22 protein-coding genes, 2 tRNA genes and 1 pseudogene are annotated in these 25,731 nt (G+C 65.1%); 11 read left to right on the top strand and 14 right to left on the bottom strand.

The window, feature by feature from the left end; genetic code table 11:
- The first annotated feature begins 183 nt into the window (after positions 1-183).
- The 6 genes from K728_RS0106140 to K728_RS0106115 are packed head-to-tail and all read left to right on the top strand — an operon-like array spanning position 184 to position 6,878.
- Positions 184-957, top strand: coding sequence for an NUDIX hydrolase (locus tag K728_RS0106140; protein ID WP_024476211.1), 774 nt, complete (start codon positions 184-186; stop codon positions 955-957).
- Between the two features lie 17 nt (positions 958-974).
- Positions 975-2,273 (top strand): quinolinate synthase NadA, encoded by a 1,299-nt coding sequence (gene nadA, locus K728_RS0106135; RefSeq protein ID WP_024476210.1) that lies wholly within the window; start codon positions 975-977, stop codon positions 2,271-2,273.
- Positions 2,270-3,832, top strand: a complete 1,563-nt coding sequence (gene nadB / locus K728_RS0106130) for an L-aspartate oxidase (RefSeq protein ID WP_024476209.1) — start codon at positions 2,270-2,272, stop codon at positions 3,830-3,832. The genes nadA and nadB overlap by 4 nt, the downstream gene beginning before the upstream one ends.
- Positions 3,829-4,746, top strand: a complete 918-nt coding sequence (nadC, locus tag K728_RS0106125) for a carboxylating nicotinate-nucleotide diphosphorylase (RefSeq protein ID WP_024476208.1) — start codon at positions 3,829-3,831, stop codon at positions 4,744-4,746. The genes nadB and nadC overlap by 4 nt, the downstream gene beginning before the upstream one ends.
- A complete protein-coding gene (locus K728_RS0106120; RefSeq protein WP_024476207.1) occupies positions 4,743-5,891 on the top strand; it encodes a cysteine desulfurase family protein in 1,149 nt (382 codons plus the stop codon). Before nadC ends, K728_RS0106120 begins: the two co-directional genes overlap by 4 nt.
- 42 nt (positions 5,892-5,933) lie before the next feature.
- The gene (locus tag K728_RS0106115) at positions 5,934-6,878 is read left to right on the top strand and encodes a DUF368 domain-containing protein (RefSeq protein ID WP_237742098.1); all 945 of its coding nucleotides are present in this window, start codon (positions 5,934-5,936) and stop codon (positions 6,876-6,878) included.
- A 37-nt stretch (positions 6,879-6,915) separates the two neighbouring features.
- Here the strand turns inward: K728_RS0106115 and K728_RS0106110 are convergent, their stop codons facing one another.
- Complete coding sequence (locus tag K728_RS0106110) at positions 6,916-7,833, bottom strand: alpha/beta fold hydrolase (RefSeq protein ID WP_024476205.1); 918 nt, start codon at positions 7,831-7,833, stop codon at positions 6,916-6,918.
- A gap of 106 nt (positions 7,834-7,939) precedes the next feature.
- On the opposite strand from K728_RS0106110, the gene K728_RS18580 reads away from it, so the two are divergent.
- Complete coding sequence (locus K728_RS18580) at positions 7,940-8,722, top strand: hypothetical protein (RefSeq protein ID WP_024476204.1); 783 nt, start codon at positions 7,940-7,942, stop codon at positions 8,720-8,722.
- 13 nt (positions 8,723-8,735) lie between these two features.
- Here K728_RS18580 and K728_RS0106100 read toward each other — a convergent pair whose 3' ends face one another.
- A complete protein-coding gene (locus K728_RS0106100) occupies positions 8,736-9,653 on the bottom strand; it encodes an oxidoreductase (protein WP_024476203.1) in 918 nt (305 codons plus the stop codon).
- 104 nt (positions 9,654-9,757) lie between these two features.
- Here K728_RS0106100 and K728_RS0106095 point away from each other — a divergent pair, with 104 nt between their 5' ends.
- Positions 9,758-10,561: a transglutaminase-like domain-containing protein gene (locus K728_RS0106095; RefSeq protein WP_019481241.1), complete on the top strand. Its 804-nt coding sequence runs from the start codon at positions 9,758-9,760 to the stop codon at positions 10,559-10,561.
- Here the strand turns inward: K728_RS0106095 and K728_RS18575 are convergent.
- The 7 genes and pseudogenes from K728_RS18575 to bcp all read right to left on the bottom strand — a co-directional run bounded on the left by K728_RS18575 (position 10,555) and on the right by bcp (position 19,656).
- A pseudogene (locus tag K728_RS18575) lies at positions 10,555-11,078 on the bottom strand (MarR family winged helix-turn-helix transcriptional regulator). The gene K728_RS0106095 and the pseudogene K728_RS18575 sit on opposite strands and share 7 nt — an antisense overlap.
- A gap of 162 nt (positions 11,079-11,240) precedes the next feature.
- Positions 11,241-14,390, bottom strand: coding sequence for an efflux RND transporter permease subunit (locus K728_RS0106085; RefSeq protein ID WP_024476202.1), 3,150 nt, complete (start codon positions 14,388-14,390; stop codon positions 11,241-11,243).
- 49 nt (positions 14,391-14,439) lie between these two features.
- The gene (locus K728_RS0106080; RefSeq protein ID WP_024476201.1) at positions 14,440-15,942 is read right to left on the bottom strand and encodes a malate:quinone oxidoreductase; all 1,503 of its coding nucleotides are present in this window, start codon (positions 15,940-15,942) and stop codon (positions 14,440-14,442) included.
- A gap of 90 nt (positions 15,943-16,032) precedes the next feature.
- Positions 16,033-17,763 carry an ABC transporter substrate-binding protein gene (locus K728_RS0106075; RefSeq protein ID WP_024476200.1) on the bottom strand — a complete coding sequence of 577 codons (1,731 nt, stop codon included), beginning with the start codon at positions 17,761-17,763 and terminating at the stop codon, positions 16,033-16,035.
- A 211-nt stretch (positions 17,764-17,974) separates the two neighbouring features.
- Positions 17,975-18,679, bottom strand: coding sequence for a fasciclin domain-containing protein (locus tag K728_RS0106070; RefSeq protein ID WP_024476199.1), 705 nt, complete (start codon positions 18,677-18,679; stop codon positions 17,975-17,977).
- Positions 18,680-19,043: 364 nt separating this feature from the next.
- A tRNA-Leu gene (locus K728_RS0106065) sits at positions 19,044-19,128 on the bottom strand.
- Between the two features lie 57 nt (positions 19,129-19,185).
- Complete coding sequence (gene bcp / locus K728_RS0106060; protein WP_024476198.1) at positions 19,186-19,656, bottom strand: thioredoxin-dependent thiol peroxidase; 471 nt, start codon at positions 19,654-19,656, stop codon at positions 19,186-19,188.
- A 174-nt stretch (positions 19,657-19,830) separates the two neighbouring features.
- Between bcp and K728_RS0106055 the strand changes: the two genes are divergently transcribed.
- Entirely contained in the window at positions 19,831-20,307 is a 477-nt protein-coding gene (locus tag K728_RS0106055) for a MarR family winged helix-turn-helix transcriptional regulator (protein WP_019481249.1), read from the top strand.
- Between the two features lie 47 nt (positions 20,308-20,354).
- Here K728_RS0106055 and K728_RS0106050 read toward each other — a convergent pair whose 3' ends face one another.
- The 4 genes from K728_RS0106050 to K728_RS22330 form a co-directional block, all read right to left on the bottom strand.
- The gene (locus K728_RS0106050; RefSeq protein ID WP_156911214.1) at positions 20,355-20,783 is read right to left on the bottom strand and encodes a hypothetical protein; all 429 of its coding nucleotides are present in this window, start codon (positions 20,781-20,783) and stop codon (positions 20,355-20,357) included.
- A gap of 114 nt (positions 20,784-20,897) precedes the next feature.
- Positions 20,898-20,973, bottom strand: a tRNA-Lys gene (locus K728_RS0106045).
- A 90-nt stretch (positions 20,974-21,063) separates the two neighbouring features.
- Positions 21,064-22,173: a PQQ-dependent sugar dehydrogenase gene (locus tag K728_RS0106040; RefSeq protein WP_024476196.1), complete on the bottom strand. Its 1,110-nt coding sequence runs from the start codon at positions 22,171-22,173 to the stop codon at positions 21,064-21,066.
- A 6-nt stretch (positions 22,174-22,179) separates the two neighbouring features.
- Entirely contained in the window at positions 22,180-22,311 is a 132-nt protein-coding gene (locus K728_RS22330; protein ID WP_019481268.1) for a hypothetical protein, read from the bottom strand.
- 116 nt (positions 22,312-22,427) lie between these two features.
- Between K728_RS22330 and K728_RS0106030 the strand changes: the two genes are divergently transcribed.
- Entirely contained in the window at positions 22,428-23,378 is a 951-nt protein-coding gene (locus K728_RS0106030; protein WP_024476195.1) for a 2-hydroxyacid dehydrogenase, read from the top strand.
- Positions 23,379-23,413: 35 nt separating this feature from the next.
- On the opposite strand, the gene K728_RS0106025 is transcribed toward K728_RS0106030, so the two are convergent.
- Positions 23,414-23,869, bottom strand: coding sequence for a hypothetical protein (locus tag K728_RS0106025; RefSeq protein ID WP_024476194.1), 456 nt, complete (start codon positions 23,867-23,869; stop codon positions 23,414-23,416).
- Between the two features lie 152 nt (positions 23,870-24,021).
- Here K728_RS0106025 and ilvD point away from each other — a divergent pair, with 152 nt between their 5' ends.
- The gene (gene ilvD / locus K728_RS0106020) at positions 24,022-25,725 is read left to right on the top strand and encodes a dihydroxy-acid dehydratase (RefSeq protein WP_024476193.1); all 1,704 of its coding nucleotides are present in this window, start codon (positions 24,022-24,024) and stop codon (positions 25,723-25,725) included.
- Positions 25,726-25,731: the final 6 nt, after the last annotated feature.

Below are 25,731 nucleotides of genomic sequence, written 5' to 3'. Positions count from 1 at the left end.
CCCCGGAGCGAGTCGGCAGAAATATCCGATTCTCGGGCCGTAACCCGTCATATCTGTTGACTCGATCCCGGGTTGGGGTGGCTCCGTGCGGGGGTGGGTTGGAGAACCGGGGATTTCCCGCTAAAATCAGTTAGAGTCAATCTGACATTAACTCATGGGTGAAGCACTAGGCGAGGGGATCCGATGTACGCAGACGCAGCAAACGTCTCCGAGCGGCAGTTGCAGCCACCCGCGCTGGCGATTTCAACGGTGATCTTCGCGCTCCGGCCGAGTGCGACGTCGGGCCGGCCCACCCTGTGGTTGCCGCTGGTCCGGCGGATCAGGCAGCCGCATCTCGGCAAGTGGGCGTTGCCGGGTGGCCCGCTAGCACAGGTGGAGTCGCTCCAGGATGCCGCGTCGCGCAACCTGCGGGAGACTACCGGGTTGGTCCCCAATTATCTGGAGCAGCTTTACGCGTTTGGCGGTTTGGACCGGGCCGCCACTCAACGCCTGGTCTCTATCGTCTACTGGGCATTGGTACAACCCGACGAGGCTGCCCTGACCCAGGAATCCGAGAATGTGAAATGGTTCCGCGCCGACAAGCTCGAGGATCTCGCCTTCGACCACAATTCCATCGTGGATTACGCCCTCTGGCGGCTGCGCAGCAAGGTGGAATACGGCTCAATCGCCTACCACTTTCTTGGCGAGACCTTCACCCTGGCGCAGGTCAGGGAAGTCTACGAGGCGGTCCTGGATCGGCACCTGGATCCCGCCAATTTCCGCCGTCAGCTTCGGGCCACCCCCGATATCACCCCCACCGATGACTACCTCCAGGGAGTGCGACACCGGCCGCCCCGGCTCTACCGCTATACGGGGTCCACGGGGACCCTCGGCACCCAGGCCACGTCCGGCCAGGCCACGCCAGCAGAGACCACCTCCACCAGCGCTTCCAGCTCCACCATCGCCTCGACTGACTAGAGTTTCAGGAGTTTCCCATGACTAGTGTCACCACTGCGATCCAGCTTGTGACCCGCGAGCAGGCCCAGACCCAGCGAGTCACCACGTGCTCGCCCGCCCTCGCCAAAGACCCCTGGGCGATCGACCGGGAAATCCAGCCCACCTACGGCCCCGGCGCCTCGATGGCCGACCCGGCGCCGCTTTCCTCGCCGCGACAGGGGGAGCTGCCCGAGGAGTACCGGCTCGCCACCGACGAGGAGCTCGACGTCCGTATTCTCGCGGCCAAGGCGACCCTCGGGGACCGGGCGGTCATCCTGGGCCACTTCTACCAGCGCGACGAGGTGGTCAAATACGCCGACTTCATCGGCGATTCCTACCAGCTCGCCCGCGCCGCCACCGAGAAGACCCAGGCGGAAGCCATCATCTTCTGCGGCGTCCACTTCATGGCCGAAACCGCCGATATGCTCTCCCGGCCAGACCAGGCGGTGATCCTCCCCAACCTCGCGGCGGGCTGTTCAATGGCCGACATGGCCGACATCGATTCGGTGACCGACTGCTGGGAAGACCTTGCCGAGCTGTTCGGAACAGAGCCCGACGACGACGGCCGCGTCCCCGTTATCCCCGTCACCTATATGAATTCCTCGGCCGCGCTGAAGGGTTTCTGCGGTCGCAACGGCGGAATCGTGTGTACCTCCTCGAACGCTGCGGCCGTCCTCGAGTGGGCCTTTCAACGGGGCCAGCGGGTGCTGTTTTTCCCCGACCAGCACCTCGGCCGGAACACGGCCAAGGCGATGGGGGTACCGGTGGAGCAGATGCCGCTGTGGAATCCGCGGAAGCCGCTGGGAGGCAACGAGGAGGCTACGTTGCAGGACTCCCGGGTGATCCTGTGGCACGGTTTCTGCTCGGTGCACAAACGCTTCTCCGTGAACCAGATCGAAAAGGCCCGGGCGGACTTTCCGGGTGTCCGGGTAATCGTCCACCCGGAATGCCCCATGGAGGTGGTTGATGCTGCCGATGAGTCCGGCTCCACCGACTACATCCGCAAAGCGATCGAAGCCGCCGCACCTGGCACCACCTTCGCCGTCGGCACCGAAATCAACATGGTCAACCGGCTTGCCAGCCAGCACCCCGAACACACCATTTTCTGCCTCGACCCGGTGATCTGCCCTTGCTCCACCATGTACCGCATCCACCCGGGATACCTGGCGTGGGTCCTCGAAGCGCTGGTGGCCGGCACGGTGCTGAACCGGATTACCGTGGCTGAATCGGTCGCCTCACCATCCCGGGTAGCGCTGGAGCGCATGCTCGCCGTCCAGCCGCGACCGGTCCAGCCATGAACACCTCGCCGGCACACGTGCTCGTTGTGGGCAGCGGCATCGCCGGCCTGTACTCGGCGCTTCGCCTCCGGCAAGCCCTACCCGGCGCCGCGGTCACCCTGCTCACCAAAGGGAACCTGGCGGACAGCAACACCTGGCATGCCCAGGGCGGCATCGCCGCGGTACTACCGGGCGGGAATGACCTGGTCTCCAGCCACGTGACAGACACACAGCTGGCCGGCAACGGCTGGTGCGTACCCGAAGCGGTGGAGGTCCTCTGCGCTGCGGCTGCGGACCACATTGGGGTGCTACTGGCGCTGGGCGCGCCCTTTGACCGCACTGCCAGCGGAGAACTGGCACTGGGGCGGGAAGCCGCGCACTCGGCGTCGCGCATCCTTCACGCCGGTGGCGACGCGACCGGTGCCGCCGTCGCGCAGGCGCTGATTGCCGCGGTCCGGCAGGATCCCGGCATCGCGGTGCTCGAACACGCGTTCCTCGCCGACCTGCGCATCGACGAGGCTGAAGCGCCCACGGTCACCGGTGCGTTGATCCTGCGTGCCGGGGTACTGACCACTGTCGACGCCGACGCCGTCATCCTTGCGACGGGTGGGGCCGGGCAGCTGTTCACGCACAATACGAATCCCCTGGTCGCCACCGGGGATGGGTTGGCTGCCGCCTGGCGGGCCGGCGCCGTCGTGAAGGATCTCGAGTTCCTCCAGTTCCACCCCACAGCCCTCGATGTCCCCGGCAACCTGTTGATCTCAGAGGCTGTCCGCGGGGAAGGCGCGATCCTGCTCGATGGGTCCGGGGCACGGTTCATGACCGCCTACCACCCGGCAGCGGAGCTGGCCCCACGGGATGTCGTTTCCCGGAGCATCGCCCTGCACCTCCGGGAGCGAGGCGAGGACAGGGTATACCTCGACGCCACCGGGCTCGGCGGAGCTGGCTTCCTTGCCGCCCGGTTCCCCTCCCTGCACCGGCAAACCACTGCCCACAGTTTTGACTGGTCTGCTGAGCCGTTGCCGGTCGTCCCCGCAGCCCACTACTGGATGGGGGGAATCCAGACCGACCTGTGGGGGAGGACCTCCCTGCCCGGCCTCTACGCCGTCGGCGAGACCGCCTGCACCGGCGTCCACGGCGCCAACCGGTTGGCGTCCAACTCCCTGCTGGAAGGACTCGTTTATGCCGGGCGGGCAGTCGACGCCCTCGCCACGCAAACAGCGGCCGACGACGGCGGCTGGCCCACGTTCCCGGCCATCGGGCTCGAGTTCCCCGAACCCGACCGGTCCGAGGTCTGCGAACGCCGCACCCTGCAGAGCTTGATGACCGATCACGCAGCAGTGACGCGCAGTGCAGCCGGCCTGCAGGTGGCCGCCAAACAGCTCGACCAATACTCCACCGCCGGGGACACCGTCGCGGAACGCGAAACCGCCAACCTGGTGGTCGCCGCACGGCTGCTCGTGCACGCTGCCGCTGCGCGCGAGGAGTCCCTCGGAGCCCACTATCGCACGGATTTCCCGGGCCCCCGCCCGGCGGAAAGCGCCCCGCATCTCACCTCCTATCGAAGGGCACGGTCATGAGCCAGCCGACCGGGCAGACAGCACAGGCCGACGTCGACCGCATCGTTGCCGCGGCGCTCGCCGAAGATGCGCCCTGGGGCGACATCACGTCGGAGACCCTGATCCCGGCGTCGGCTAGAGCCGACGCAGCGATAGTTGCCCGCGAGGCGGGAATCTTTTGCGGTCAGCAGGTCATCGAGGCCGCGATGCGGCTAACCGACCAGCGCCTCACCGTGCGGTTTCCGGTGACGGATGGGGACGCGTTCGACGTCGGCACTGTGCTGGCCGTCCTGTCCGGTCCCGCCCGATCCCTGCTCACCGCCGAGCGGGTTGCCCTGAACCTGGCGCAGCGGCTCAGCGGGATCGCCACCCTGACCGCCCAGTTCGTGCGGGCAGTGGATGGCACGCCCGCCCGCATCGTCGATACCCGAAAAACCACCCCGGGCCTGCGGGTGCTGGAACGCTACGCGGTCCGCTGCGGGGGCGGGTTCAATCACCGCTTCAGCCTCTCGGACGCGGTGATGGCCAAAGACAACCACCTGGCCCTCCTGACCCGCGGGGGAACCACCGGGCTCACCGCGGCGCTCGCCGCAGCGAAGGCCCGGCTTCCCCACACGGTGCACTTCGAGGTCGAAGTGGACCGGATCGATCAGATCGAGCCGGTGCTGGCGGCAGGGGTGGACACGATCATGCTCGACAATTTCAGCCTGGCCCAGTTGTCTGAGGGAGTGCGGCTGGTGGCTGGGCGTGCCCTGGTTGAAGCCAGCGGAAACGTGCGGCTGGACACCGTCGCAGCCATTGCCCGCACCGGGGTGGACATCATTTCCTCCGGCGCACTGACGCACAGCGTCCACTCACTCGATCTGGGGTTGGACCTTGAGCTGACCTCCGCCCAGCCAGCCGCCGCCGGGAGCGCCACGGAGGCCGCCCTGTGATTTATCTGGATGCCGCGGCCACTGCCCCGCCACGGCCGGAAGTGCTGCAGGCGATGTGGCCGCTGATGAGCACCAGCTTCGGCAATCCCTCCAGCCACCATGCGCTGGGGGAAACGGCAGCGGCTGCCCTGAAAGCTGCACGGCAACAGGCCGCGACAGTGCTGGGGTGCCGCCCCTCCGAACTCACCTTCACCTCGGGTGGCACCGAAGCCAACAACCTGGCGCTGAAGGGCATTGCGCTTGCCGCCCCCCGCGACCGCCACCTGGTGACCAGCGCCGTCGAGCACCCCGCCGTGCTGGAAACCCTCGACTACCTGCACCGGTTTCATGGGTTCCGGATCACTGTTGTCCCGGTGTCGGCCACCGGTCTCGTTGAGCCTGACTCGCTCCAGAAGGCACTGACACCGGGCACCACGCTGTGTTCAATCATGTACGCCAACAACGAGGTCGGGACGGTCCAGCCACTGCGGGTACTCGCTGGCCTCTGCGCGGCAGCATCGGTGCCCTTCCACACCGACGCAGTGCAGGCGGGCGCCTGGTTGCCACTGAGCGTCGCCGAGCTGGGGGTTGACGCGCTCACGCTGTCCGGGCACAAACTGGGCGCGCCCAAGGGGTCCGGTCTGCTCTACCTCAAAGGCCGGATCCCGGTGGAACCGCTCATCCATGGTGGCGGCCAGGAACGTGGACGGCGTTCCGGAACAGAGAACGTTGCCGGAGCGGTGGGGCTCGCCACGGCGCTCGCCCTCGCGCAGGACGAGCGGGATACCGCGGTCCCCGCGGCAAAAGCCCAACGGGACTATCTCATCAACCACGTCCTGGACACCGTGCCCGGCGCCGTACTGACCGGAGACCGGGAGCAACGTCTCCCGAATCTCGCGTCGTTCTGCTTCCCGGGAACCAGCGGTGAATCGGTGTTGCTGGAGCTCGAGCGCCGCGGCGTGGTCTGCTCCAGCGGGTCGGCGTGCGCCGCGGGAAGCGACGAGCCGTCGGCTGTCCTGCTGGCGCTCGGAATCGACCGTACAACAGCCCAGACGGCGGTCCGGTTCTCGTGGACCGCAGCCACCACCGAACGCGACATGGCCCTGGCCTCCCGTGCCGTCACCGCGGCGGTCGCCTCGGTCAGGGCACTGGGCCGCCCTGCTTAACGGAATCCCCGCCCTGGCCGTCGGCATACTACTGTTGAATAGGTGACGTCCTCCCCGCCGCTCCCAGTGAAGCCCGCAGCCCCCACTCTCCGTTCCAGTTTCGCCCACGCAGTTCGTGGGGCCCTGATCGGCATTGTCGAGCTGGTGCCTGGCGTCTCCGGTGGGACTGTCGCCCTGGTGCTGGGTATTTTTGATCGCCTGATCACCTCGGCGAATCACCTGATCCGTGGTGTGGTCCGGCTCGTCTTCAAACGTGGCGGAAAGGGCTTCGCCCACCACCTGGGCGACGTCGAATGGTCCCTGGTGATTCCGCTGCTCATCGGCATGTTCTTCGCCCTTTTCGCTCTGTCCGGCCCGCTGCACGGCTTTGTAGAGGGCCAGCCGGTACTCTCGAATGCGCTCTTCCTCGGCATGGTCTCGGCCAGCCTGCTGGTCCCCATCTCAATGGCCAGGGAAGCCGGCCCGATCACTCGAAACACCCGGATCTTCGGCCCCGTGGTGGTGCTACTCGTCGCTGCAGCAGTTTTCTGGCTGCTCGGCATCCCTTCCATGCAGGTCGAAGACCCCGCCTGGTGGGTGCTGATCCTGAGCGGTGCCGCTGCCGTGTGCGCGCTGGCCCTCCCGGGACTCTCGGGCTCGTTCATCCTGTTGACCTTCGGCATGTACGAACCGACCCTCGAGGCGGTCAGCGAGCGGGACTTCGGCTACCTCGCCCTCTTCGCCAGCGGCGCGGTCCTGGGACTCGCCTCAATCGTCCAGCTGCTCGCATATCTCCTGCGGGTGCATCGGCGGGCGGTGCTGCTGGTCGCGACCGGCCTGATCCTGGGATCGCTGCGGGCACTCTGGCCCTGGCAGGACAACGGAACACTGCTCCAGCCCGACGGCGACTGGCTCGGCCCACTCCTGGCCGCCCTGGGCGGGGCAACGGTGGTCCTGCTCCTCTGGCTGCGGGAGCGGCGCGGCACCGCAGTGGCAGCTTCCTTGTAGGACCCTTACTCGGCCAGGACCTTCCTGCCCAGGCGCCCTACGCGTTCGGTGGTGACACGGTTTCCCGCACCAGGAATCCTGCTACGGCCTCCGGGTCCTCCACCTGCGCGAAGTGTCCCGTTCCCGGCAGCACGTGGGCCCGGGCGTCGGGCAGCAACCGTGCCAGCTCCAGAATCTCCGCGGCAGGGGTGAAGACATCCCGCTCGCCCCGCAACACCAGGTGGGTCCCCCCGGCCAGGGCCCAGTGGGAGAAGTCGTAGTGCTTCAACGCCCGGGCGGCGACGGCGAAGGCGGCAGGACGGGCATCGAGGGCGAGCGCGTCGACAACCGGGCCGGTCAGGGCGGCAGGGTCGACGACGAAGGGCCGCAACACCAATCTGAGCAATCCGGTGCGTCGGGCAACCGCCACCACGCGTGGCGCCAGCACCCCGGTGAGCTGCAGAAACCGCATGATCGCCTTCATCCCGAGGAGTGGTCCCATCGTCAGGAGGTTCCGCCAGGGGCGACGGAACGCGCCGGAAGCGATCACCGAGGTGGGAGATAGGACGATCACCGCGAGGGTCCGGTCCGGTTCCCGCGCCGCGATCTCCAGTGCCGGAACAGCCCCCATCGAATGACCGAAAAGTCGCCATTGGCGGTAGCCCGCAAGGGTCAGGACCTCGACGACGGCCGCGGCCTGTGACTCGATCGTGAAAGTCCCGACGCCGGGGGAGTCGCCCCACCCGGGGAGGTCGATCACCACGGTGTCGACGCCGGTGGGAAAGTTGTGTGCTGCCTGCAACTCCCTGAACGTCTTCCAGGACCCCGCGGCGCCGTGCAGCAGGACCCACGGCGGCGCTGCTACCCCGGCGGTCCGCGAGATCCTGACCTGGACGGGCCCCAGTGCTGTGGGATACCGCATCGTGGAGACACGTGCATCGGTGGAAACAGTCGCATCGGACAGATCAGGGGCCATAACAGTAATTCTCCACGGCGGCCGGTGTGGATGCCTCATGGTGGGGTGCTTCACTGATTAGACTCAGATCAGAGGCCCGGCAACCGACGATTAGGGGACGCATCAGATGAGTCGATCACGGGGACCAGCGCGGATTGCTGCGGCGGGCGTCCTGTTGCTAAGCGTGGCGCTGGCAGCGTCCGGGTGTACCGGCGTGGAAATCGGCGACCGGCCGGCGCAGTCAGCGACGCCGTCGTCGGACCCCAGCTCCGCAGCGCCGGCGACCACCCCACCGGCGCCGAAGCCCACGGTGGCAGACCGCCCGGCTCCCGACGACGACTGGCAGGTCTTCACCGACCCTCAGGCCCTGGTGAGCTTTGAGCTCCCACCGGACTGGACCGCCGAGCCGATCGAGGATCCCGGTGAAGGTTTCGAGCCGGAATCAGTTCACGTTGCCGTCGAGAATGCCGACGGGCGTCCGGTGGCTGAACTGCACACGGGCATCACGCCCACGGACGAGGACTGCGCGCCCGACGACGCCAGCCCCTACACAGTGATCCTCAGCCAGCCCGTGGATCTGCCGTCGACCGCCGAGTCCGACCAGTCGATTGAGCCGCGGCTGGTGGTCCGGCTGATCGAGGGCTACCGGTTCTTCAGTTCCTTCGGTGTCACCGATGTGCTGGGCGGCGCGGACGGCGTAGCCTGCACGCTGTACAACACAGTGCAGGGCCCGGAGCACGTTGGACTGTATTCCTTCGGGGATGCGATCTCGCTGACAGCCCTGACCCCCGAGCAGGTGGGATCCCGGACCGCATCGTTTGAAACCATTGCCGCCGCCGAGGAGTTCTTCGATGCCGAACAATTCACCCAGATTCGGCGCATGATTGCTTCCCTCGAGGTGGCGGAATAACGCGGTTTCTTTCTCAGGCAGCAGGAAGATCGGGGAAGGTGACGCCCGTCATCGCGGCGCTGACCTCCCACAGCCTTCCGGCGACCAGCGGGTCGAGCACCCGCGGTGCTGGTGCCACCAAGACGGCATTTCCCCTGGTTTCGCCTGGACCATCGGGGCCCGAGTAGTCCCCACCGCTCGCCGTCGGGGAGGTTGCTGCCCGCAGGATCGGCAGGGCACCAGCGATGTCGGACTGCCCGAAGAGTTTGAAGAAACCGCCCAGCACGTCCAGTACCGGTGTGGTGCCCATGCCAGCCGTGAGGTTGGTATTGGACAGCCCAGGGTGGGCGGCGACCGCGAGAAGCTGCTCTCCGTTGGCCCTGACACGCCGGTCGAGTTCCATGGTGAAGTACAGGTTGGCTATTTTGCTCTGGCTGTAGGCGGTCCACCGGCGGTACCTGGTGGAGGAATTGAGGTCGTCGAAGTTGATGGTGCCCCGCTTGTGCGCCAGGCTGGAGACCGAGACGACGCGGGGAGCTGACGCTTCGCGGAGCCGCGGCAGCAGGAGGCCGGTCAGGGCGTAGTGGCCGAGATGGTTGATGCCGAGCTGTTGCTCGAACCCGTCCTCGGTGAGGATCCTCGGCGTGGCCATCACACCGGCGTTGTTGATCAGGAGGTCCAGCGGTGCGGTCCAACCGGCGGCGAAGCTCCGCACGGAAGCCAGCGACGAGAGATCGAGGATCCGCAGGTCAACAGTAGCTCCCGGTACCCGGGAGCTGACCGTCTTTAGGGCTTCAGTGCCCCGTGCCTCGTTCCGGCAGGCGAGCGTCACCGAGGCTCCCCGCCGGGCCAGGGCTATCGCCGTCTGCAAGCCCAGACCGCTGTTGGCTCCGGTGATCACGACGGCGCGACCCTCAAGGTCCTGGATCTGGTGCTGGTGAGTGGAATTCACTAAGGGGCCTTTCTTGTTCTAACGTGGTGGTAGCTTTCAGCATAGAGTCCGCACCGTGGGCCTACCGCGCCCGGCACCTCATACCCTCAATCAGGAGTACCCCCATGCAGCGATCAGTGACTGCCCGCATCATCGCGCGGACCCGTTCCGCTTCGTCACTCGTCTTTGCCCTGGCCCCGGTGCGAAACCCCGGGTACAGCAGTTTTGAAGAGAACCTGGTGGTACTGGTGGATGGCGCACCAGTGGTCCCAGGCGAGTTGGAAGATATCCACGGTGGGCGGCTTCATACCCTCAAAGTGGACGGCGAGGCGAACATTTCCCTTGAGTACAGCGCCACGGTCACGGGTACCGCATCCGCCGAAGCGGCGTCTGAAGCGGATCTCATCCGGTACGTTCGCCCGAGCCGCTACTGCGAATCGGACCGGCTCCTGCCGACGTCGTACGCTGAATTTGGCACCCTGGCAGGATCGGAACTGCTGAACGCGGTACGGGAGTGGGTAGGCAAGGAACTCGCCTACGTGTCGGGTTCGTCCCGCCCCACCGACGGCGCCGTGGAAACCCTGCTGGGGCGGCGTGGCGTGTGCCGGGACTACGCGCACCTCGTGATCTCCCTGTTGCGCGCCAAGGACGTTCCCGCCCGGCTCGCCGCGGTGTACGCGCCCGGACTGAGTCCGATGGACTTCCACGCTGTGGCTGAGGCCTGGGTGGACGGCGCCTGGCATGTCGTCGACGCAACCGGCCTGGCTCCCCGGGAGTCCCTGCTGCGGGTCGCTACCGGCCGTGACGCCTCGGATACGGCATTCCTCTCCACCGTGGGGGGCAGCCTGCAACTCGAGACGCTCGAGGTGACAGCCGTGGTGGATTCCCTGCCGGTCGATCAGCCGGGAGAGCTGATCCAGCTTCAGTAGTCGGCGCGCTCGGCGTCGTCGACGCCCTCGCGGATCCGGTGGGTGAGTTCCAGTAACTGTTCCAGCTCCCCGGTCTTCAGGATCGGGCCCAGCAGAGTGTGGATCACCCGGACGTGCGCGGCGCCAATCTCGCGTTGCAGCTCACGGCCAGCATCGGTCAGGGCCACCATCACGCCGCGCTGATCGTCCGGGGCTTGTTTCCGCTGGACCAGGCCCTTGGCTTCGAGCNNAGCCGCTCCACCATGCGGCTCAGGCTCGGCTGCGAGATCAGCAGGCTGCGGTTCAGCTCGTTCAGGCGGGTCCAGCCGGTGGGGCAGCGGGTGAGGTTGAACAGGACGTCGTATTCGCCAATGGCGAGTTTCTTGAACGACGGGTCGTTGCGTAGCCGGCGCATCACCGCAACCTGCGCCCTGAAGAGGGATTCCCAGGCCTCGGCTGTCAGCCGGATTGCCGGTTCTGTTGTTTCGGGCACCCTTGTTTCGGGCCCAGCTGTTTCAGGCCCGGTGAGTCCGGTCATCGTTTTGAGTCGGTGCTGGAAGGTCGGAGGTTCCGGAACGCGTTACCCACCGTAAAGATACCGCTCTGCATGATTCCTCCTCCAACTAGATGCATCTGCATCCACAATAGTTACAACCGGGCCGGCGGGCATTCTGTTCCCCGTGGGGCAGCCAGATCCTGGTCAGTGGGCCCGGGCACGTCGCCCTGAGACGGGCGCGTCGCGGCGGGTCTGCAACCGGGCCTGCAACCGGGCCTCCCGACGACCCTCAACCAGCCGGTACAACACCGGTACCAGGATCAGCGTGAGCGCTGTGGAGGAGACCAGACCGCCCACCACCACGATCGCCAGCGGCTGCGAGATGAACCCACCCTCGCCGGTGAAGCCGAGGGCCATCGGCGTCAGTGCGAAGATCGTTGCCAGCGCGGTCATCAGGATGGGGCGCAGTCGCTGCCGGGCACCCTGGATGATCGCCTCCTCGACGCTCATGCCCGGACTTCCGTCGTGCGGGCGCCGGTACTGATTGATGAGGTCAATAAGCACCACAGCGTTCGTCACCACGATGCCCACCAGCATCAACATGCCAACCAGGGACGGCAGCCCCAGCGGAATCTGGGTGATGACGAGGAGGGCAATGGCGCCGGTGGCGGCGAACGGCACCGAGACCAGGAGGATCAGCGGCTGGATCAGGGACTTGAAGGTGGCCACCATGATCACGTACACAATCGCCACGGCCGCCCACAGGGCGAGGAACAGTTGAGCGAAGGATTCGGCCTGCTCGGCGGATGCTCCACCCAGGGTTGCCGTGGTTCCCGCAGGAAGTTCAACACCCTCCAGCCGTTCAGTCACCGAGGTGGTCAGCGCCCCCAGGTTCTGTCCGGACGGTGTGATGGAGACCTGGGCGGTCCGTTCCCCGTTGGCACTGGTGATGGTCAACGGCACCTGAACCTCAACCACCGATGCAACGGAGGTCAGCGGTACCGGGCCCTCGGGGGTCGGAAGATTGAGTTCCTCCAACTGGTCCAGGCTGGTCACCTCGGTGCCCTCACCGATGAGTACCGGGTAGTCGGTGGTTTCCAGCCGTACCTGTCCGCCGGGGATCGGGCTGATGCTCCCACCGAGCAACCCCGCGATCTGCCCTTCGCTGAGCCCGGCGGCGACGGCGGCGGCCCGGTCAACGCTGATCTGCACCTGGGGTTGGGCTGCGGAGAGGTTACTGGTCACGTCGCGGGCGCCCTCGACGCCTTGCATGGCGTCGACGACGGCGTCATTGGCGGCCTGTAGCTCGTCCGGACCCGGTGCCGTGATGTTCACATCGATAGTGCTTGAGGTGCCAAGCCCACCCTGCTGGGTGGCGAGGGCGAAGGTCCCGACGCCGGTCAACGACTCCAGTTCCTGCCTCACCTCGTTCTGTAGTTGCTCCTGGTCAGCGTCCTCGGCGGTAATCACCGTGAAGGCGGCCACCGACGTTCCACCGGACAGTCGGGCGGCGAAACCACTGGACGCGTTCCCCACCGTCACCTGGATCTCCTCCACCTCGGGAAAGCCAGCGAGCACTTCCTCGGCCTGCGCAGCGGCAGCAACAGTGGTTTCCAGGCTGGAACCCGGTTCGAGGGTCTGGTTGATGCTGAAACTGTTCTGTCCCGTGTTCCCCAGCAGATTGGTCTGGAGGAGGGGGATCATCGCGGCAGTGCCTGCGAGGACAAGGCCACCGGCGGTCAGGGTCCAGACCGGATGCCGCTGGGTTGCCCCGAGGAGCGGAAGATAGCCGCGCTGCAGCCAGGATTTTCGTTCGGCCTGATGCGCCTGCTCACGGACCAGGTCCGGGTCTACATCGGATGCCGCGGCTGGCAGGAACCAGTACGCCAGCACGGGAACGATGGTGAGCGACACCGCCAGGGAAGCCAGCAGCGCGATCGTGGTGGTCAGGGCAAACGGCCTGAAGAGTTCACCCGCCAGGTCACCGACAAAGGCGATCGGTGCGAACACCGCGACGGTGATCAGCGTTGATGCGGTGATCGCGCTGGCCACTTCACGGACGGCGGTGAGAATGGCTTCGCGCTTGTCCTCGCCATAGCTGAGGTGCCGTTTGATGTTCTCGATGACCACAATCGAGTCGTCCACCACCCGCCCGATCGCGATGGTCAGGGCGCCCAACGTGAGGATATTCAACGAGTAGCCGGTGACCCACAGGCCGATGAACGTAATCAGCAGCGACAGGGGGATCGAGATCGCCGTCACCAGGGTGGACCGTACCGACAGCAGGAACACCAGAATGACCAGCACGGCAAAGCCGAGGCCCAGGATACCCTCCGTGGTCAGGTCACTGATGGAGCGTTCAATGAAGGGCGCCTGGTCAAAGATCACGGTGATCTCGGCGCCGTTGCCCAGCTCGGCTTCCAGCTGCGGCAGCAACTCTTCCACCAGGTTGGAGATCGCGACCGTGTCGCCATCGGGGATTTTCGTCACGGTCAGGGCGAGGGTCTCAATACCGTTGGTGCGGGTCACCGACGTGGCGTCGTCGTCGGCCACTGCCACCTCGGCGACGGAGCCGAGCGTCGGCGGCGTCTCTCCGGCGTCGGGGGAGCCGCCCTCCGGCAGGAGGGGCAGCACGCGGATGTCCTCGAGTGAGGTAATGGGGCTCCCGGCCTGGATGGTGAGGGAACGGTCGCCGTCCTCAAGGGTCCCCACCGGGATGAGGTCGCCGTTGTTCTCCAGTGCCGCAGTGATATCGGCGACCGTGAGGTCGTTGGCGGCGAGTTCCTGCCGGTCGGGGAGGATCGAGATGTACTGCCCGGCCCCGCCGCTGACCTCGGCCGCGCGAACGCCCTCCAGCTGCTGCAGCCGCGGGACGGCCAGCCGGCTGAGGTCGCCGCTCAGCTCGCTCAGCGGCTGATCGGAAGAGACGGCCATGAACACGATTGGGAGGTCGGCGATACTCCCGGCCAAGGACTGCGGCGAGACGTCCTCGGGCAGGAGGGGCCGCACCGTCGAGATCGCGCGGTCCACCTGGCCGCGCGCGCGGTCGAGGTCGGTGCCGTAGGCGAACATCAGGTTGATGGTCGAGACCCCGGTACGGGACGTGGCCGACGACGACTCGAGCCCCTCCACGCCGCTAAGCGCGGTCTCCAGCGGTTCGCTTACCTGCTGGTCGAGGTATTCCGGTGAGGCGCCGGGGACCGACGACAGCACGGTGATCTGCGGAAACTCCAGTGACGGGATGAGCTCCTGTTTGAGGGAGCCCATCGTGATCACACCGAACACCGACGCCAGAATGGTGATCAGCGCAATCAGTGCACGGTTTCCCAGGGAAAGTTGAGCCAGACGGAACATGTGCCGCGCCTTCTACTTCTGCCGGCCGGGTCGACGGCTCTGGCGATGGTTACTGGAGTTTCAGCACCCGGTCGGTACGGGACAGGATGTCAGCGGCGAGCGAGGAGTTCTCATTGAGCTTCACACCGTAGCCGGGGATCATGTCTTTGAGCTTCGGCTCCCAACCCGGAAGCTGGGCTGGGAAACAGCGCTTCAGGATCTCGAGCATGATCGGCGCGGCGGTGGAAGCACCGGGGGAGGCCCCCAGCAGTGCTCCGACCGATCCGTCGGCTGCAGTGATGACCTCGGTGCCGAACTGCAGCACCCCGCCCTTGCCCGGAGCCTTCTTGATGATCTGGACGCGCTGCCCGGCGGTGATCAGGTCCCATTTGTCGCCGTCGGCGTCGGGGATGAATTCGTTGAGATAGGTGTTTTTCGCGTCCCGGTTCTTCAGCACCTCGGAGATCAGGTACTTGGTCAGCGGCACGTTGTCCTTGGCCACGGCCAGCATGGGCACCAGGTTCGACGGCCGGATGGACCCGGGCAGGTCGAAGAACGAGCCACGCTTGAGGAACTTGGTGGAGAACCCGGCGTAAGGGCCGAACAATAGCGACCGTTCGCCGTTGACATACCGGGTGTCCAGGTGCGGCACCGACATGGGTGGTGCTCCGACCGACGCCTGGCCGTAGACCTTGGCGTTGTGCTGGTTGACGATGTCCGGGTCGCCGCACTTCAGGAACTGACCCGAGACGGGGAAGCCCGCGAATCCCTTGCCCTCGGGAATGCCGGTGCGTTGCAGCAGGTGCAGTGCCCCGCCGCCGGCCCCGATGAAGACGAAGCGCGCGTTGACGGTGCGGGCCTGTCCGGTAGCGCGGTTGCGGACCTTGACTTCCCAGCGGCCTTTCGAGCCGCGGGAGAGATCGGCGACGTCGTGGTTGTAGTTGAGGTCGACGCCGTTGGCTTCGAGGTAGCTGGTCAGGCCGCGGGTCAGGGACCCGAAGTCGACGTCGGTCCCGCCGGCCACACGTGAGGCTGCCACCGGCTGGCCGGCGGTCCGGCCGCTCATCAGCAGCGGCGCCCAGTCGGCGATGGCCGAGGGGTCCTCGGCGTGCTCAATGGTTTCGAAGAGGGGCTGGCTCCGCAGGGCTTCGTAGCGCTTGCGCAGGTAGGCGGTGTTCTTTTCGCCCCAGACGAAGCTCATGTGCGGCACGGGGTTGATGAATCCGGACGGATCACCCAGGTGGCCGCTTTCCACCATGTGGGCCCAGAACTGGCGTGACACCTGGAACTGCTCGTTGATGGCGACGGCCTTGGCCGGGTCAACTGTCCCATCCGGGCCTGCCGGGGTGTAATTCAGTTCGCAGAGTGCCGCGTGGCCGGTCCCGGCGTTGTTCCATGGGTCGGAGCTTTCCAGTCCGGCCCGGTCGAGGCGCTCGAATAGTGAGATGCTCCAGTCAGGCTGCAGCTGTTTGAGGAAGGCGCCAAGGGTGGCGCTCATGATTCCTCCACCGATTAGGACGACGTCGGTGTGTTCCGCGGGAATTTCCGCCTGGTTCTTAGCAGTCAACTTCATCTCCAGTGGCGAGGGCGCTTAGCTTTGAGCGTAGCGTCTGGTGGGTTCCTTGGGTAATTGGTCCGCCGTCGTGGCGGGGGTGGCAGGTCATCAGTCGCTCCCGGTGGCTTCCAGCTCGACGTCGGTCAGGTCAACCAGGTTGAACACTTCGTTCATCACGGGGCTGACTGGGTAGTTTGCTACCCGCTCCGAGACTGCCAGGGCAGAGATGGGGAAGGCGAGGGGAACCGCTGGTAGCCGCCGGGCCAGCTGGTCGCTGATGTCCTGGTAGGCGGCCACCCGGTCGTCGCCGTTGGGAAGGGTGCGGGCCCGGTCAATTTTGCTAAAGAGCTGGTTGTCTTCGAAGGCAAACTCGACGGTGGTTGCGCCGAAAAGCTGGCCGATAAAGTTGTCGGGGTCCTGGTAGGTTCCGCTCCAGCCGAGGAGGTGGAACGCGCGCTCGTCGTCGTTCTGTAAGGCCTCAAGGTAACCATCGGCCCAGGCGGTGGGCACCGGGTCAATGGTGAAACCGGCCTCTTCGAGCTGCGTTTGGAGGACAGCGAACACCCCCTCAGGTGCCGGCAGATAGGGGCGCGAGACGTCGGTCGGGTAGTGGAAGGGCAGAGGTTCGCCGTCGTACCCGGATTCCGCCAGCAACTCCTGGGCCAGTTCGACGTCGTAGTCGTAGCGGGTGATCTCGTCATTGGTGACTGCGAGCTTGGGCGGGACAAACTGATCGGCGGGCGCCGTGCCGTTCAGGAACTGCCCATCGATCATGGCCTGTTTGTCGATGGCGTGGGCTACGGCCTGGCGGAACAGCAGACTATCCACACCGGGGAAGTCCTGGTTCATTCCGAGATACAGGATGGAATAGGGGTCGCGCTGGAGCAGCTGTTGGCCTTCCCTGACCAGGGCGCCGGCGTTGTCGACTGTAACGAAGTCGTAGGCGTCGATCTGTCCGGTGTTGAGTGCTTCCAGCCGATCATCGGGGAGGGGGAGGGTGGTGAACACGACGGTGCCGATCTCGCCCCGGGCCCCCCAGTAATTCTCATACGAGGACAACCGCACTTCCCCCGGTTCCCAACTTTCGAAGGTGTAGGGTCCGGTGCCGACAGGGCTGAGCGCGTACTGCGACACCGCTATGTCGTTGACCTCCTCGGTCAGCTCATCGGCGGCGAGTTCCTTAAGCGCCCGGGGTGAGGACATCGCGAAGGAGGGCATCGCCAGGGCGGGGATGAACCCTGTCAGGCGGCTATTGAGCCGGATCAACACCTCGAACTCGCCCAGGGGCTGGCAGGAGGAGTAGACGGATAGCTCGGGGGAGTCCGAGTAGGCATTGAAGACCGAGCCGAAGGCGACGGTTCCGTCCGAGGGGCGCGTCTCCGGGGGGAGCGTGTACCAGCGGTCGAAGTTCGCGCAGACTGCCTGGGCGTTGAACGGCACACCATCGTGGAATTCGACATCCTCGCGGAGGGTGAATGCGTAGGCCCGGCCGTCCTCCCGCTCATCCCAGGAGGCAGCGAGCTGCGGGACGGGCTCGGAGGTGAGCGGATCGATGCCCACCAGGCCCTCGAGAATCTGCCGGGTGATTCGGTATGACTCGGTGTCGGCCACCAGGGCCGGGTCCAGCCCGATCGGATCAGCGGCGGTGCCGAACGTGAAGACCGCTTCGGGGGCTTGGGCGGGATTGGTTTGGGAGGGTGCAGGAGTCGACGACGTCGTCGTCGTCGGCAAGGGCGTTGCCCCGGTGCAGCCAGCAACCGTCAGGCAGAGGGAGACCGCAACGGCACTCTGCCCCACGCGGGCCCAACCGGAGTGCCTGGCAGCAGCGGTCATTGCCATTGTCTCCTCAGCCGTACCCGCACACGGCGGAAATTGTTTAGGTTTCCCAGTCTAAATGATGATCCCAGTGGTGTTCGGACAGGCGCCAGCGGTCATCCCCCAGCAAACCCCGGATACGAGGAAAGGCTGGGACCCTGAGCACCGTAAGGTGTTCAGGATCCCAGCCTGTGGCGCCCTGTTTCGAGTTAGAGGATTCGAAGCAGGGAGTCAATTACTCGCTAGGAGGCATCAGAACGGTGTCGACCATGTACACGGTTGCGTTCTGGGTCATTACGCCACCGCAGACTACTGCTGAAGCGTCGTCGCCGACAGTGATTTCGTCGCCCATGCCTTCAACGGTCAGCTCTGCGCCGTTGACGGTGGTGTGGGTTCCGGCGACCTCATCCGGGGACAGCTGGCCGGGGACTACGTGGTAGGTCAGGATGCCGGTGAGGAGGTCCGCATCGGTCTGGAGAGCCGCGATGGTCTCTTCGTCGATCTTCGCGAAGGCGTCATCGGTTGGTGCGAAGACGGTGAACTCGTCGCCGTTCAGGGTGTCAACGAGGTCGACATCTGGGTTCAGTTCGCCGGTGACGGCTGCGGTCAGCGTGGTGAGGATCGGGTTGTTCGACGCAGCTGTTGCTACTGGATCCAGGGCCATGCCGGCAACCGAGCCGTCGCCTTCTGGAACCTGCTCGGCGTAGCCGGCGCAACCTGGGCCAACCAGGTTTGCGGCTGGGTCCATGTCTTCGCCCATTTCCTCTTCCATTGCCGACTCAGTTGCTTCGGGAGCGGCTTCGGTAGTGGTCATTTCCTCGCTGGTCATTTCCCCGGTGGACTCAGTTGCGGTGTCGCCGCCACCGCATGCTGCGAGGCCGAACATGGCCACTGCAGCAACACCGAGGATGGAGAGCTTACGGCTCTTGATGTTTCCCATTGGATTTTCTCCTTCATTGGTGTGACCGGGCGTACTCTGCCGATCAGCTAACTAACTTGTCGAACACATCGTGTCGATGTCTCATAGGTACTTCGGTCGTGTTCGGAGCGAGGATGGGTGGCGATTCCTGAAATTTTCTACACCGGGTAAAGACCGCGCAAGGTCGGCGATTCCCGAGGCCCAATGTGACCCAGGTCCCACCGTGGAGCGGCCTGCCGGGGTGGGAAACTGTGTCGGCCCGGGTGGGGATGACGAGTCTCGCGTCGAGCGGGTCACCCAGACAAAAGAAAAACACCCCCAGCCGAAGCTGGGGGTGTCGTCGATGTCGCGACTCACATGTAGTCCATGTCGCGACTCATAACAATGGTGCGCAAGAAGGGACTTGAACCCTCACGTCCGAAGACACTGGATCCTAAATCCAGCGCGTCTGCCAATTCCGCCACTCGCGCGTTCGACGCCTGGGACAGACAAGCTGCCGAAAACGTCAGCCTCCAGTGTACGCGAATCTATTGGACGCCGAGGTCTCTCCGAAGTTTCGCGACGTGGCCGGTGGCGCGGACGTTGTACTGGGGTAGTTGCACCAGTCCATCGGGTCCGACGACGACCGTCGAGCGGATCAGGCCTTCGTAGACCTTGCCGTAGTTTTTCTTTTCACCCCATGCACCCCACGCCTCGGCTACCGCGTGGTCTTCGTCGGACAGGAGGGGGAAGGTGAGCTCTTCTGTATCGGCAAATTTCCGGAGCTTTGCCACACTGTCGGGTGAGATGCCGAGGACTGTGTAGCCCGCGGCAGCAAGGGATGCCAGGTTGTCGCGGAAGTCGCATGCCTGGGTGGTGCAGCCGGGAGTGGAAGCCGCCGGATAGAAATAGACCACCACACTGGAGCCTGCATAGTCCTTCAGGGACACGGTGGAACCGTCGGCCGCGGGCAGGGAGAAATCCGGGGCTACCTCGCCCGACATTAGACGTTCAGCCATTATTTGTATTCCTTCTGCTTGTTTGTTAGTTGCGTCGGCCATGGTGGCGCTGACACTTTTCGCAAATCCGTAGCTATCATAAGTAAATAAGGTCGATACGTTTGAAACTACACCGGTCGGCGTTACCGTGATCAACGCTGCATGTCTGTGCGGCGAGAGGAAGTGTTTTCTTTTATGCCGGACCTGGAGCAATGGCCCACCGGCCGACTGCTGACCACTGCTGCCCGCTTGGTCGAGCACGCGTGGAATGAACGGCTGGTGAACCTGGGTGTCACCCACGCCGGAGTCATTGCGTTGGGTGTTCTGGAGGGTCAAGGTCCGATGACTCAGGCGAGCCTCGCCCAGATAGTACGGGTACAGGCGCAGACCATGGGAAAGACACTTTCACGGCTGGAAACTCGGGGGCATGTCTCCCGAACTCGTAATGACCTGGACCGGCGCAGCCATATGGTTTCAATAACGGACGCTGGACTTGGCGTCCTCGCGCAGTCAAAAGATATCGAACGCACACTGGTGACCGGTGAGGGCCTGATCTCCGACGAACTCCGCGACCATCTGCAGAGCGTGATCCGGGAACTCGGAGCTCCACGGTGGGCCACGACGGTTCCCACCGCATCGGGCACCGACGGCCCGCTGCCGTCAAACAACTAGGACGACCGACGACTGGCGGACCAAGGGCTCGGCCTTTCACCAGTCATTCACCAGACGAGGTCCAGGTCGCTGTGCGCAGCGAAGATGAGACGGTCTGGGTCATCGAGAATGTCAACTGGTCGGTCGCCGCCGAGATACCCGTTGGGTGAGCAGAACCACTGGAGTAGGTGTCGATCCTTCCAGCCGCCGGCAAGACCAATCGAGGCGATGACGGCAATCATGGGTCGGGCCCGGCCAGACTCGGGATCGAACTGGAACCCCGGATAGAGGACCCGCCCTGCTCGGGTAACCACCCCCAGGATCTGTCGTTTCGCTGCGAGGCATCCGGCTGGCGGGGAGTTGGGGCCCACCTTTGCATCGACCTCGGGCCCGGTGAGCATGCCGAATTCTGCGTCAATCGATGCCCAGCGACCGCGTGCCACCCGCCGGTTCATTTCTCCGGTGTGTATTTCCCCGAGGGATGGCATCCCTTCCATGCCGCCAAGCTACTGCGGGCGAGCAAGGAGGGGAAGAGTGAGCGAAAAATCGCTACCAAACTGGTACAAAAAAACCGTCCGATCGGCGGTGCTGCCGATCAGACGGTTTAGTGGTGGTGCACCCCTCGGGACTTGAACCCGAAACCCTCTGATTAAGAGTCAGATGCTCTGCCAATTGAGCTAGAGGTGCATGTTGGCTGGGCCCATCGGGCCAACAGCAACAGCATGAAACTCTACCAGCACTTCTGCTGAAACCTGAAATTGGTTCTTTGCCGGGCGGCTACGACGCGTCGACGGTGATCACCCGCGATTCGGTGCCCTCGTTGGTGGCGATCAGTAGTTCTCCGTCCGTTCCCTGGATTACATCGCGTAGCCGTCCGTATTCGCCGTCGAAGTGGCTGACCGGTGCGTTGGCGGCCCCCGCCAGCAGCGGCACCTGCCACAGCCTCTCTCCGCGTAGTCCGCCGATATAGGCAATGTCATCGACGATTGCCATTCCACTCGGGGAGGAGGTGGCGGTAGAGGGCCACACCACTTGGGCGTCGATGAAATCGGCTACTCCGGGGGCGCCAGTGACTGCCGGCCACCCGTAGTTCCCGCCGGGCTCGATGAGGTTCAGCTCGTCGTCGACCTCGGGACCAAATTCGCTGGCCCACAACCGGTCGGCTGAATCCCAGGCGAGGCCCTGCACATTGCGGTGTCCGAGGCTGTAGACGGGCGACCCGTCAATGGGGTTGCCAGGCGCCGGCTCGCCGTCGCTGGTGATTCGGAGGATCTTGCCGGCCAGGCTGTCAGGATCCTGCGCGGCGTCCGCCTGAGCGGCGTCGCCGGTGCCCACATACAGGTAGCCGTCCGGGCCGAATTTGATCCGTCCGCCGTTGTGGATATGGGCCTTCGGCAGACCGGTCAGCACCTCTTCGGGCTGGCCGAGGCCTTCCTCGCTGTAGGTGAGGCTGGAAATCCGGTTGTCGGTCGGACCGGTGTAGAACACGAACAATCTGGGGTCCGTGTCAAAGTCTGGGCCGATGGCCAGCCCCAGCAAGCCGCCTTCACCGGCGGCTGCAACCTCGGTGCCGAGGGTTCCGACGGTAGTTGTCTCGCCGTCAGCCACCCGTTTGATCTCCCCGGTCTCGCGTTCGGTGACCAGCAGCGATCCGTCGGGCAGCGTGGCCAGCGCCCACGGGACGTTAAGCCCTTCCGCGCGAAGGTCTCCGGGGGAGAGGTCGGGAAGCCGGATAGGTTCCGGTTCAGTCGCTGGCGCTGGCGCTGGCGCTGTCGCCGGACTGCCGCCGACAATTGGACTGGGCTCACCAGCCGTGCACGCTGCAAGGGACAGAAGCACGACGACGGCGGTTGCCAGAGCGGACGGTCGCCGTCGGGTGCTCGCCAAAATGGTCTAATCCTTCCGGCTGGCCGGCGGATCAGTGCGCGGGTGGGTATCGACGTCGTCGGGCGCGCTCCGGAAGCGGAACCACCAGACAGCGCCAACAATGACGACGATCAGCAGCACCCAGAAAACTACGTCCATGACACGATCCTTACGCACCTGGTGGGACACCCACCGCCTTCGACGTTACGACCAACCCGCGCGAGTGTCCACAGCCGTGGAGGGCGCTGGCCGCAACTGGACGTTAGGCTTTCGGGATGGACAGGATCAAGACAGTTTCGGTGCCCAGTGTTGAAATGCTCGATGCGCTGCAGCCAGCGCCGGATGGAATCTCGGTGGTGGTGTGGGACTTCGACGCCGATCCGGTGGGTGCAGATCTCGCGGAGATCGACGCCGCCGTATTGCCTTACATGTCCTCACCCGAGACTTTCGGTGCTGCAGTCAAGAGCGCGCCGAACCTGCTGCTGGTACACACCCAATCCACTGGCTACGAGGGTATCCCCGAGTTGGTGGGCGACGACGTCGCCGTTACCAGCGCCGCGGGCGTCCACGCCGCCGCGACCGCTGAGCTCGCGGTTGGCCTCACAATCGCCTCGCTCCGAGGCATTGACGACGCCGTCCGCAACCAGACTCTGGGTCAGTGGTGGCCCGGCCGCTATCTCGGCCTCGCCGACCGCAAGGTGCTGCTGGTGGGCGTCGGAGGAATCGGCGTCGAGATTGCCCGGCGTCTTGAGCCGTTCGAGGTGGAGCTGACCCGGGTCGGCAGTTCAGCCCGCGACGACGAATGGGGGCACGTGCACGGCAGCGACGAGTTGGTGACGCTCGCAGGGGAAGCCGAAGTGCTGATCGTCATCACACCACTCACCGATGCGACCCGAGGGCTGATCAACGCCGAAGTGCTGGCAGCGATGCCCGATGGCGCACTGGTCGTTAACGTGGCCCGCGGCGCGGTGGTGGATAGCGAGGCTCTGACGGCGGAAGTGATTGCCGGGCGCCTGTCGGCGGCTCTCGATGTGTTCGATCCGGAGCCCGTCCCCGAGGGACACCCCCTGTGGTCGGCGTCCGGGGCGCTGATCACACCCCACAGCGGCGGCAACACCGGCGCATTCTGGCCGCGAATGATCAAGTTGTTGCGGCGCCAGCTGGTCAGCTTTGCTGCCGGCGAGGAGCCGACCAACCTGGTGCAGCGCGGATCCCTCTACCGCTAACGGTTCCCGACGGCGGGTGCCCTGGAGGTTGGGTGCTAGGCCATCGCGATGAAGGCGGCCATAAACGCGTCGAAGTCCTGATGATCGTCGCGTTGATCGATCACCAGCTGTGAGTGCGGACCTGAACTGAAGCGCGCCTCCGGTTGCACTCCGAACTGGAATGTCTTTCCGGTGCTGGTGCCTACTTCGTAGTGACCGCTGGCCAGACGGTGGGCATGCGAGAGGTTGGTCATGTTGATTTCCACGGGGATGCCGGTGCCCGCCAGCGTATGCGAGTCGACAGGAGCGATCATGATTTCGGTTGGTTGCCAGCGGTAGCCCAGTACGTAATATTTCGGCATAGTGACACGGGCGCCATCGGATTCCCGTTGTTTGTAGCGCTCATTGGCAGCAAAGACCAGGTTGTAATCGCCGTAGTTGGGAATCTGCGAGTCGAAGACTTTTCGCAGATCATCCTTGAGCTGGTCGCTATCAGGGGCTTTGTCGGTCACTTCTGGCGGGTCAGGGTCCGATGGAGGCGTCGACATAGGACCGAGTTTACGTGCCATAGCTCCGATGACGAGAGTCCACGTGACTCCCGCGTCCCGTAACAGGGTGGTCATATGGCATTGCGGGGAATGCGGGTACGCCTAGACTTTGACCCATGAGCCTGGAAAATACCCCTGATATTAAGCCGCGAAGCCGGGCCGTCACTGATGGATTTGAGCGGGCGCCAGCCCGCGGAATGCTCCGTGCGGTCGGCATGGGCGACGACGACTTTGCGAAGCCGCAAATCGGCGTCGCAAGTTCGTGGAACGAGATTACTCCCTGCAACCTGTCACTGAACCGGCTCGCCCAGTGCGCCAAGGAAGGCGTTCATGCGGGCGGCGGGTTCCCGATGCAGTTCGGCACCATCTCCGTGTCCGACGGCATTTCAATGGGCCACTCCGGGATGCACTTCTCGCTGGTCTCGCGTGAGGTGATCGCCGATTCGGTGGAGACCGTCATGGAGGCCGAGCGGATTGACGGTTCGGTCCTGCTGGCCGGCTGCGACAAGTCGCTGCCTGGCATGCTGATGGCCGCAGCACGTTTGAACCTCGCGAGCGTCTTCCTCTACGGCGGTTCGATCATGCCGGGCTGGGTGAAACTGGAAGACGGCACCGAGCGGGAAGTCACACTGATTGACGCCTTCGAGGCGGTGGGCGCCTGCGCCGCCGGCAAGATGAGCGAAGAAGACCTGACCCGCATCGAGAAGGCAGTCTGCCCCGGCGAAGGCGCCTGTGGCGGCATGTACACGGCCAACACCATGGCCTGCATCGGCGAGGCCCTGGGCATGTCGCTGCCAGGATCGGCCGCGCCGCCGTCGGCCGATCGCCGTCGTGATGATTTTGCCCGCAAGTCGGGTGAGGCAGTGGTCAACCTCCTGCGCCTCGGGATCACCGCGCGGGACATCATGACCCGCAAGGCGTTCGAGAACGCTATTGCCGTCACCATGGCTTTTGGCGGGTCCACCAATGCCGTGCTTCACCTGCTGGCGATTGCGCGTGAAGCCGAAGTTGAGCTGACGCTCGATGACTTCAACCGCATCGGTGACAAAATCCCGCACCTGGGCGATCTGAAGCCGTTCGGCCGTTACGTGATGACCGACGTCGACAAGGTGGGAGGCGTGCCGGTCATCATGCGGGCGCTGCTCGACGCCGGGCTGCTGCACGGGGACGTCCTGACCGTCACCGGCAAGACTCTGGCCGAGAACCTCGCGTCGATCAATCCGCCGGACCTCGATGGCAAGATCCTTCGCGCCATGGACAACCCGATCCACGCCAGCGGGGGCATCACCATCGTCAAGGGCTCGCTGGCTCCTGAAGGTGCAGTCGTCAAGACCGCCGGGTTCGACGCCGAGGTCTTCGAAGGAACTGCCCGCGTCTTCGAGCGGGAACAGGGTGCGCTGAAGGCGCTCGCCGACGGCGTTGTGAAGGCCGGCGACGTCGTCGTCATCCGTTACGAGGGACCCAAGGGCGGCCCGGGGATGCGCGAAATGCTCGCAATTACCGGCGCGATCAAGGGCGCGGGCCTCGGCAAGGATGTGCTGCTGCTGACCGACGGCCGGTTCTCCGGTGGCACCACGGGCCTGTGCATTGGGCACGTGGCACCAGAAGCGGTCGACGGCGGACCCATCGCCTTCGTGAAGGACGGCGACCGGATCCGTATCGACATCCCCAACAAGAGCTTTGACCTGCTGGTGGACGAAGCCGAACTCGAAAGCCGGAAGGTCGGCTGGGAGCCGCTCCCGGCGATCTACACCAAGGGAGTGCTCGCGAAGTACGCCAAGCTGGTGCACTCGGCCTCCGAGGGCGCGTACTGCGGCTAGCCCCTC

Origin of the sequence: Arthrobacter sp. CAL618 (assembly GCF_000468215.1) — a bacterium.
Taxonomy (GTDB): Bacteria; Actinomycetota; Actinomycetes; order Actinomycetales; family Micrococcaceae; genus Arthrobacter_D.
This window is presented reverse-complemented; position numbering and strand designations above follow the sequence as displayed.

Excerpts from the sequence above, each read along its gene's own strand:
- K728_RS0106030 (WP_024476195.1), top strand. The coding sequence starts at position 22,428 with ATGGACAGGATCAAGACAGTTTCGGTGCCCAGTGTTGAAATGCTCGAT.
- K728_RS0106070 (WP_024476199.1), bottom strand. The coding sequence starts at position 18,679 with ATGGGAAACATCAAGAGCCGTAAGCTCTCCATCCTCGGTGTTGCTGCA.
- K728_RS0106055 (WP_019481249.1), top strand. The coding sequence starts at position 19,831 with ATGCCGGACCTGGAGCAATGGCCCACCGGCCGACTGCTGACCACTGCT.
- nadA (WP_024476210.1), top strand. The coding sequence starts at position 975 with ATGACTAGTGTCACCACTGCGATCCAGCTTGTGACCCGCGAGCAGGCC.
- ilvD (WP_024476193.1), top strand. The coding sequence starts at position 24,022 with ATGAGCCTGGAAAATACCCCTGATATTAAGCCGCGAAGCCGGGCCGTC.
- K728_RS0106085 (WP_024476202.1), bottom strand. The coding sequence starts at position 14,390 with ATGTTCCGTCTGGCTCAACTTTCCCTGGGAAACCGTGCACTGATTGCG.
- K728_RS0106140 (WP_024476211.1), top strand. The coding sequence starts at position 184 with ATGTACGCAGACGCAGCAAACGTCTCCGAGCGGCAGTTGCAGCCACCC.
- K728_RS0106075 (WP_024476200.1), bottom strand. The coding sequence starts at position 17,763 with ATGGCAATGACCGCTGCTGCCAGGCACTCCGGTTGGGCCCGCGTGGGG.
- K728_RS0106110 (WP_024476205.1), bottom strand. The coding sequence starts at position 7,833 with ATGGCCCCTGATCTGTCCGATGCGACTGTTTCCACCGATGCACGTGTC.
- K728_RS0106095 (WP_019481241.1), top strand. The coding sequence starts at position 9,758 with ATGCAGCGATCAGTGACTGCCCGCATCATCGCGCGGACCCGTTCCGCT.
- nadC (WP_024476208.1), top strand. The coding sequence starts at position 3,829 with ATGAGCCAGCCGACCGGGCAGACAGCACAGGCCGACGTCGACCGCATC.
- bcp (WP_024476198.1), bottom strand. The coding sequence starts at position 19,656 with ATGGCTGAACGTCTAATGTCGGGCGAGGTAGCCCCGGATTTCTCCCTG.
- K728_RS0106080 (WP_024476201.1), bottom strand. The coding sequence starts at position 15,942 with ATGAAGTTGACTGCTAAGAACCAGGCGGAAATTCCCGCGGAACACACC.
- nadB (WP_024476209.1), top strand. The coding sequence starts at position 2,270 with ATGAACACCTCGCCGGCACACGTGCTCGTTGTGGGCAGCGGCATCGCC.
- K728_RS0106050 (WP_156911214.1), bottom strand. The coding sequence starts at position 20,783 with ATGGAAGGGATGCCATCCCTCGGGGAAATACACACCGGAGAAATGAAC.
- K728_RS22330 (WP_019481268.1), bottom strand. The coding sequence starts at position 22,311 with ATGGACGTAGTTTTCTGGGTGCTGCTGATCGTCGTCATTGTTGGCGCT.
- K728_RS18580 (WP_024476204.1), top strand. The coding sequence starts at position 7,940 with ATGAGTCGATCACGGGGACCAGCGCGGATTGCTGCGGCGGGCGTCCTG.